Origin of the sequence: Fibrobacter sp., from assembly GCF_017551775.1 — a bacterium.
Taxonomy (GTDB): Bacteria; Fibrobacterota; Fibrobacteria; order Fibrobacterales; family Fibrobacteraceae; genus Fibrobacter.
This window is the reverse complement of record NZ_JAFZKX010000075.1, coordinates 56,204-65,071: the sequence shown is the minus strand read 5'-3', so window position 1 is coordinate 65,071 and position 8,868 is coordinate 56,204. Positions and strand designations below refer to the sequence as shown.

The 8,868-nt window shown below is 55.8% G+C and carries 4 protein-coding genes and 1 pseudogene; 4 read left to right on the top strand and 1 reads right to left on the bottom strand.

All coding sequences use genetic code 11. The annotated features are described in order from the left end of the window. Positions 1 to 1,127 (top strand): annotated as a pseudogene (locus IK012_RS08905) (pectin esterase); the annotation flags it as partial. A 27-nt stretch (positions 1,128 to 1,154) separates the two neighbouring features. Beyond that, positions 1,155 to 2,012, top strand: coding sequence for a hypothetical protein (locus IK012_RS08900; RefSeq protein WP_290953338.1), 858 nt, complete (start codon positions 1,155 to 1,157; stop codon positions 2,010 to 2,012). Between the two features lie 17 nt (positions 2,013 to 2,029). Here the strand turns inward: IK012_RS08900 and IK012_RS08895 are convergent, their stop codons facing one another. Further along, a complete protein-coding gene (locus tag IK012_RS08895) occupies positions 2,030 to 2,884 on the bottom strand; it encodes an A24 family peptidase (protein WP_290953335.1) in 855 nt (284 codons plus the stop codon). A 148-nt stretch (positions 2,885 to 3,032) separates the two neighbouring features. Here IK012_RS08895 and IK012_RS08890 point away from each other — a divergent pair, with 148 nt between their 5' ends. Both IK012_RS08890 and IK012_RS08885 read left to right on the top strand, forming a co-directional pair. Continuing rightward, positions 3,033 to 8,417: a hypothetical protein gene (locus tag IK012_RS08890; RefSeq protein ID WP_290953333.1), complete on the top strand. Its 5,385-nt coding sequence runs from the start codon at positions 3,033 to 3,035 to the stop codon at positions 8,415 to 8,417. Next, entirely contained in the window at positions 8,417 to 8,866 is a 450-nt protein-coding gene (locus IK012_RS08885) for a hypothetical protein (RefSeq protein WP_290953330.1), read from the top strand. The genes IK012_RS08890 and IK012_RS08885 overlap by 1 nt, the downstream gene beginning before the upstream one ends. The last annotated feature ends 2 nt before the right edge of the window (positions 8,867 to 8,868 follow it).

The window sequence follows — 8,868 nt, the reverse complement described above, 5'->3', positions numbered from 1 at the left end:
ATGTCCTCAAGGGCAGTGACAACTGGGATCCGACCAAGTTGACGGCGCAGGTTTCCGCCCCGAAAATCGAACAGCAGGGTGCCGAAATCGTCTGGGCGAACGACGACAACGCCCGCGCCTGGGTGGTGTTCATGAACGGCAAGTACAAGGCGAACGTGATTACGCCCTCCTTCCCGCTCGATGGCATCGCGACCGGTTCCAAGATCACCGTACGTGCGGCAAACAGCATGGGCGGCCTCGGGGCCAGTTCCAACGAAGTCACGACTCTCGAAGCGAACGCGACTTATTACAAAGTGACCATCGGCGAAGCCATCGGTGGAACCGTCATTTCTAACATCGCCGGCGACAAGGTCATGGAAGGCAAGAAGGCGACCTTCACCGCGCAGCCGTTTGCGGGCTGGGAATTCGCGGGCTGGACTTTTGACGCCGGAAGCGGAAAAAACATCGCAGGTTTGGGCCTCGACGGGAGTAGCGCCACGCTCGAAATTATAGCGGAATGCGATATCGGACTGACCCCTAGTTTCGAAGCGAAGGGCACCACGGTATTCCAGGCCGAAACCGGAATCATCGAGAACGCCGTCAACGAGAGCACCAACGCGGGCTTCGCGGGCACGGGCTACATCAACTTCGGTACCGGAACGTCGACTGTCAAGGTCCCCGTCTATGCCGACGTGGCGGGCGAATACAAGCTTACCATGACGTACGCAAACGGGAGCAAGAACCCGCGTAGCCTCTCCGTCAATGTGGAAGAAGGCGACGCGCAGGAAATCGAATTCGCAGCGACCGAAAACTGGACCACCTACGTGACAAAGGATGCCGACATCAAGCTACCGCAGGGCGCAAGCTACATTCTGTTTGCCACTGTCGGTGGGAACGACGGCCCGAACCTCGACCAGGTGGAACTCACCCTCGTCAAGGCCGATTCGACCATCGGCATCCGCAAGCAGGCAGACCCCCGTCTAGAGGTTACGCCCAAGACTCGCATGCGGCTCTTCAGTTCGACAGGCAAACTGCTGCGCGAAAGCGCCGGAAACGTCGTCAGCATGAGAGGACTGCCGCGCGGCATCTACATCCTGCAGATCAGCGATGGATCTCGCACCATGCAGAAAGCTGTCAGCGTGAAATAATTTTCACCCAAATATTTTATAGATTAAGTGCAGGAATCTCTTTTAACAAGGGATTCCTGTGGATTAATAAATATGTATGTAAAATCATTGATTTGCCTTTTTTGCGCATACACGCTCTCTGCGGCGTGTGAGGATGGCATTTATTTGAGCACCGTCGATTTGAATAAAGATTCGACGATGGCAACCCTTTTTGCGGCTATTGACGATTCTCTGTACGAGAAAATGAAAAAGACGGAATGGAATGAATTGTCAGGTTTATGCGGATGCGCTGGTGGTGGAATTTTTGTGCAATCTAAACATATAGATTTAATGGAACGAGGCTGGCATTTTAATTATTGTTCAACCCCGGATACTGTTGTGTACTATGCGGATGAGGCGCATAATTCAAAGGACTTGATTCTAGAAAAGAATTCAATTCTGTTCAATCAAATCCAGTCGTTGAAAAAACTCATTCAAGAAATGGGTTGCAGGCCCGATTCCGTCTATGAATTTTCTGAAAAGGAGCTGATCCCAGAAAATGCAAAGAAGGGAATCTATGTTATAAATATTCCAATTCCCGACGAAGATATTCGCGTGCCGAAAAAAGTTCGGCTCCTTAAAGTTTATTACCCCGATGGAAAGCTGTTCCGCGAAATCCAGTTTTCACAAGGAGTTCGAAACGGCTATGACAAACGCTATTTCCCGACGGGAGTGAAGTATATCGTCAACCATTACAAGAACGGCTTGATGGAAGGGAACCAAGTCAAATATTATGATTCTGGCAAAAAGGACCTTGAAGTCGGATATAAAAACGGAAAGCATGTCGGAATCGTGAAATACTATTCGGAAAAAAACGGCGCCGTCACCACAAAAGAAATTGACGAGTATACAGGATTCGGATGGTGACTGTCAATGAAGCGTGATTATTCGCCGAACACGAACTTCACATAAATATCGAACAGCGCGGCACCCCAAAGGTACATGAACGGCGCCGCAACCGCAAGGAACGGTCCGAAAGGAATCTGCCCGGTGCCGTCGCCCTTGTTCGCGGTAATCTTCCCGTAGGGGACCATCACGACTATCCCGAGGATCGCGGCGACTATCAGCGTCTCGACCGCTCCGGTCAGCCCCATCAGGGCTCCGTAACCCGCGAGGAGTTTCACGTCACCGAACCCCATGGCATCCTTTTTGAGCAACTTGGTAGCGCACCAGCCCACCAAATAGAGCCCGCCCCCCGCAATAGCGGCGCCGAGCAGGCTCTGGAGCGGCGTGATACCGCCGGGAACAATCGAAATCATGAGCCCCGCGACAATACCGCCGACCGAAATGGAATCGGGAATCAATTTGTACTTGCAGTCCACCGCGCAGACCGGATAGGCCCCGAGCAAAAGCCAGAACATGGCGAAAGCCGACGCCCACACCGCGGGTTCCATGACGGGAGCCGTAAACAGCCCCGCCGAAACCGAGCCCGCATTCACCGCCACGGCCGAAAACAGGGCCAGCACGCCCAGGAGCCCGCACAGGGCCTCCCCGATCGGGTAAATCACGCTGATGGGCTGCTTGCAGCAGGCGCTCTTCCCGCGCAGCCATAGCCAGCCGACTATAGGCAGGTTGTAGCGGATGGGGATATGCTTCTTGCACAGGGGGCAGTGGCTCGGCGGGTTGATGAGCGAAATCCCGCGGGGCATGCGGTACACAATCACGTTGTAGAAGCTCCCGACGCACGCGCCGAGGGCAAAAAACACCAATAGCCAGTACCAGAGGGGGATTTCTTCCATAAAATACCTCGAAAACGGTGTATACTACAACAAGGAATATATAAAGTGCAACATAATATTTCGCTTTTTCCTTTTAAAAAGATAAATTTAATTTCATAGGACGCTCCCAGAAGGCGCCCCGTTGTTTTGTATTTAAAAAGGATTCTTTATGCGAACAAGAACCTCGTGTCTGATTATTTCTGGAATAGCGTGCCTCATCGCGCTGTTCGCCTGCTCCAGGGAATCGTCCATCGTGGAGAACGCCCTGCTGAGAAACAACCATTCCATCGTTTTCGCGTACACGCATCCGTTCGAAAACTCCGAGGCGTTCGCTGACTCCATAGCGACACACGATCTGCCGGCAGATTCAATCTCCGACACCATCACCGTGACCGTGGGCGATTCCATCTACTTCATGGGATTCCTGCCGCTCTACGCCGAAAAGATCTACCGCTTCGAGTGGATCCTCGAAAAGACCGACGAAGAGACCCTGGCCAAGGTCAAGAAAGACAAGAAGGCGTCCGCCGACACCGTCATCAACAGCGGCAACACGACCGTGCAGAGCTGGGCGTATGAAAAAGAAGGCGTCTACTTCCCGATATTCCGTGCAGTCGACGGCAACAACGCCATCGACACGGCGGGCATCCACCGCCGCCCGCTGTACATCCGCGTCATCGACACGCCTCCCGTGCTCTACGTTCCGCGTGACACCGTCAAGGCGCGCCACAAGAAGGCGGCTACGTTCGGCATACTCGCACTGGACACCTGCGGCACCATCAAGAAGGTGATAGTCGACCTGGACGCCGACGGCAAGGATACCGCCAAGGTATGGGAAACGAAGAAAATCAAGGATTCCGACAGCCTTTCCCTCACCATCCCCTACGACGAGGACTATATCGATTCCCTGGGCAACCAGACCATCTACGTCTCTGTCATCGATGACGACGGCAACGAGACGCTCGACACCGTGTACCTGCACTTCAACCAGCTGCCCACAATCGAGATGCTGCAGCCGGTCGACAACGCATCGCTCAACAGCCAAAAGCGCCAGGCGCTCTACTACCGCGCCGAAGACAAAGACAATCCGGGTTCTCTGCGCTACTTCATCCGCATGGCGAAGAGCCCCGACGGTCGTAACCCGCCTATCTTCACCGACCCCGAAGAAAACCTCATCGCATCGAACATCATCGAGAAGAGTTTCGAAATCATCACGATAATGCCCGATTCCACGCTCAAGAACATCACCGGCCTCGCGGGCATCCTCTACTGGGACGTGTGGGTGACCGACGGCTACGATACCGTCTACGCGAAGCACGTTAAGGAAAACGGCAAGGAAAGGCCGTGGAAGTTCTACCTCGGCAGCGGCAGCGGACAGAGCCTCGAAGAACTCGAAGGCAACTTCTGGGGCTACGCGAAGTACCAGGGCTGGACAGGCCGCCACAACACCATCCGCATCACCGTAGAAGACTCCCTCGGCAACAGGTTCTACACGCACACCAACGAAAAGGGCATGTACGACATCAACCTCAAGCCGGGCATCTACACCATCACGGCGACGGATACTTCCATCTACAAGTTCGCGTCGGCCACGCTCAAGAACCGCCAGATGTTCCCCGACGACACGCTGTTCCTCGACACGATGATCCTCAAGGACACCCAGAAGCCCGTCATCAGCTTCACCAAGGTCGACACGCTGAACACGCGCGACTTCCAGTTCAACTTCAAGCTCTACGACTTCGGTTCGCAGGTCGCCACCGCTACGGCATGGCTCGACGGCGAAGAAGTGGAAGCCTCCTACTTCACGACCAACAGCTGGAGCAGGAACCACACCGATCTCCTCGACGGCGAACACGTATTCAAGCTGGTCGTCAGGGACAGCGCGGGGCTCGTCTCCGATACCGCTAAGATGGAATTCTTCGTGCAGGCGTCGCTGATTACGCTCACCATCGACGGCAAGACCTCGAAGATGACAAATGCCACGCAGCCGCTCACATTCACCGCGAAGATCGAGAACGCCATTCCGATGCCTGACTCCCTGATCTGGGAAACCAATATCGAAGAGGCGCAGACCTTCAAGACCGATGTGAACCCGATTGACAGCATCGCGACCCTCACCATCGAGAAGAACCTTTTCTCTGGCCTCGAGACAGGCACGTTCTACGAAATGGTCGCGAAGACGAAGGACAACATCGTAACGAACAAGGTGCGCTTCGGCTTCTTCGACGACGGCCCCGTCGTCTACTTCGAATCGCCGAACAACGACACCAGCGTTTCCATCAACGACGTATTCCCCTACAGCGTCTTTGCGGACGGCAACAACGCCGACCCCAGCGACAAGTCTTACACGCTCAGCTGGAACTGCGACAACGGCACCCCGTGCCCGACTGGCAACGACCTGGAAGGAAACATCTCCTGGACTACCGCCGGCCAGAAGAAGTTCATCGTGACCATCACCAACGCCGCAAACGAAAAGCGCAAGGATACGCTCCTCGTGAACGTGGTCACCGACCCGCCCACGATCCAGGTGACATCCGAATCCATGGACAACCGCCACAAGATCAATTCCTCCGTGACCCTGCGCGTGAATGCGAGCGACAAGTTCGGCACCATCCAGCGACTCGACTGGGGTTGCACGAACGGCACCATGTTCTCCTTCGACAACAACACCGTATTCGACACGCCGAAGAAGAGCATCACGAACGAGCCCATCACCGTGCTGATGCCGGGTACCGCCACCGAAAACTACAAGTGCATCGTGAAGGCGACCGACGATGACGGCGAATTCGCAAGCGACACCGTGCAGTTCAAGGTATTGCAGGACCTCCCCTACATCTCCCTGAACATCGCGAGCCAGACCCTCACCATCAAGGACCAGGTAAGGCTCGGCTACATAGCGATAGACACGCTGGGACAGCTGGTCGGTTACGAGCTCGCCTGCGACAGCGTCAAGAACAACCTGAAGAACAACTGGACCAGCTTCTCCAACGGCACCACGCCGACCGTCACGATGCCGCCCGAGGCATGCACATGGTACTGCGCCATCCGCGTCACCGATGACGACGGCAACAAGGCGGCAGATACCGCCACGTTCACCGTATTGCAGGACCCGCCGACCGTGCAGGTTCTCGGCAACTACACCGTCACCCCGAAGGATACCATCAGGCTCGACGCCATCGCCAACGACCGTTACGGCCAAATTGTACTGTACGAATGGGGCTGCGGTTCCGCGGGAGCCCAGAACATCGGCTTCACCTTCTCGAGCCCGAATTCTCCCAACTACTCCGCAGTCATGCCCGCGACCGCGCAGAACGGCTACCGCTGCATCATCCGCGTCACCGATGACGACGGCAACACGGCCCGCGACACGACCATCATCAACATCATCCAGGCGCCGCCCACCGTCATAGTCAACACGGAATCCGTGATTGTCCGTGAAGGCTACAACATCGTGCTGAACGCGACCGCCTACGACTACCCCGACTACCCCGGCTACATCGCGAAGCGCGAATGGAGCTGCGGCTCGCCCTCCGATATCGACAGGAACTGGAAGACGGTCTCGCAGTTCGACACCGTATGGAAGGCACCCGCCGCAGTGGCCACATTCTACTGCGTCGCCCGAGTCACCGACGACGACGACAACACCGCGATGGATACGATGAACGTCATATTCTCGACCGAAATCCCGTCCATCCAGGTGAAGGACGAAGTCGTCTACATCACCGCCGGAAACGTCGTCGAGCTCAACGCCAGCGTCAACAACGTGTGGCAGGGAATCAGCTGGTTCTCATGGGAATGCTTCGACGCGAAGACAAAGAAGTCGCTCGAAAAGGACGTCCCGCGATATGACTACTACGCGAACGGTTCCAGTTTCTACGACTACCGCGATTCCTCGTTTACAAGCAGCGGCAAGGACATGTTCTGCGTCGTCTCCGCCGAAGAAGCCAGCACGAAGGCCGTATTCAAGGATACGACCGCGGTCAACTTCATCAGCCAGCCGCCCGTGGGCGTGATTACCGCGGCCGACACGGTCTACATGTGGAGCGGCGACGAATCCTTCGACAACGGCGAAGCCTACTACTTCTACGACACCAGCTGGGGTGGCAAGCACTCCTCGATTGGCACCATCGGCGACAAGAACAACCAGGACTTCTGGTGGAGCTTCAGCAACGTCGACGACAACTACTACCAGGGCAACCATGACGGCTCCCTCGACACGAGCATCGCAGAATTCAACTCGGCGTTCATCCGCAGCTCCACGGAAAATTCCGTGAGCATCTGCCTCGACTACCGCGACAGCACCTCCGCTCACCCGACGCAGTCGTTCTACTCCAGGCACCGCGCCGATGAAGTCTGCCGCAGGGTTTACTTCCGCAAGGCATGGAGGAACCTCGCCCGCGATACGGTTCTCGAGAAGACCAAGATGACGACCCCGCCGGCACTCGCCACGGTAGGCAACAAGGCCATCATCGCATACCTGCAGAACAGCACGACAATAAAGACATCGTACCTGAATGGAGACTCTTGGACAAATATGGAGCCTATGACGGCATCGGATTCCGTCGCAGCGCTCAAGACGGCCAGCGACGGTTCGAATCTCTTCCTCGCCGTGCTCACGAGCTCGGGCAAGTTGAATGTCTACAAGTCGACCGGCGGAACGTCCACATGGGCCCGCCTCGGCACCGCCGACATCAGCGGCAGCGCTTCGAGCATCAGCATCACCTGCAAGCCCGGCACGACCGACCGGCCGGCCGTAAGCTACATAGATAAATCGACGAAGATGCCCGCATTCAGCCGTTGGAACGGTTCGGGATGGATCTCGACAGAGATTGCCGCGCCGTTAAAACAAGAAATCAACTGCCACAGGGTAAACCACAGAGATGTCTGCGACACCTCCTATAAGGAAAACCCGACAAAGATGCGCGAACTACAGTCCGCATATCTACAAAACGGCTCCATTGCATTCATCCTTGTTGACACCACATCGAGCTACGTAGCCTACTACGCACTCTATGACAACGCCAATAACCTGAGTCACCGTACAGAAAGCTTTGCAACCAACGTGAACGGCGTGAACCTCGCTACCGACGGCAACACGCTCTACATGGGCTTCCTGAACCGCGACACCGAGAAGTACGGTCCTTATGTATACAAGGGAACTGTAGGCTCTTCTTCCATATCGTGGACCAAGACCGGCGCCTTCGGCAAGTCCATCCACGAAGGTATCCTGGCCTACCATATCAGCCTCACGACCTTCGACGGGAAGCTGTACGCCATCGTCGACGACAAGGGCAAGGTTTCGCTTGCGCAGAGCCACGCGTTCCACCTGGACGGCAACAAATGGAAGCTCCTCGGCGAAAACGAACTGCCCTACTTCAAGGCCGTGTTCTACAACAACAAGCACTACTATCTCCGCGGTGCAGTCCCGAGCATCGCTGTCAGCGCGAACGGAAAAATCTACATTTCCATGCTCGCCTGGGAAAACGCAGGCGGTAGAGACAAAAACTTCGGCCCCATCGTAATGAAATACGTGGCCGACACATGGACGGTTCATTAATGAATATTGAAATTGCAGCAATTTGTGACGCAGCGACAGCGAACGGAGTAGGTGGTAGACTTAACATTCTCGGAGCATTCGACAGGGCTTTCCCGCCGCAGTTCCCCTTTGTCATACCGCAGTGCGCCGCGGCGTTCCGCATCCGTTACCTGAGGGCGGAAGCAGGAACGCACAAGCTCGCGCTTTCCATTGAAGATGTATGCGGTCACCCGATCGTTCCCGTGATGGAATCCAACATCCCGTTCGAACCCGTGGCCACCGGTCTCGACACCGCGGCAATCAACCTGGTGCTGAACATGCAGCGCCTGCAGATTGCCCGCCCCGACAAGTACATCGTGCGCCTGCATATCGATGACGAAGAAATTGCGACGCTCCCGCTGTACATTCTCGAAGACCCGCGCGCAAAGCAGGCCAATCCGCCGGCTAACAACGGCGAGATAAGGAACTAGCA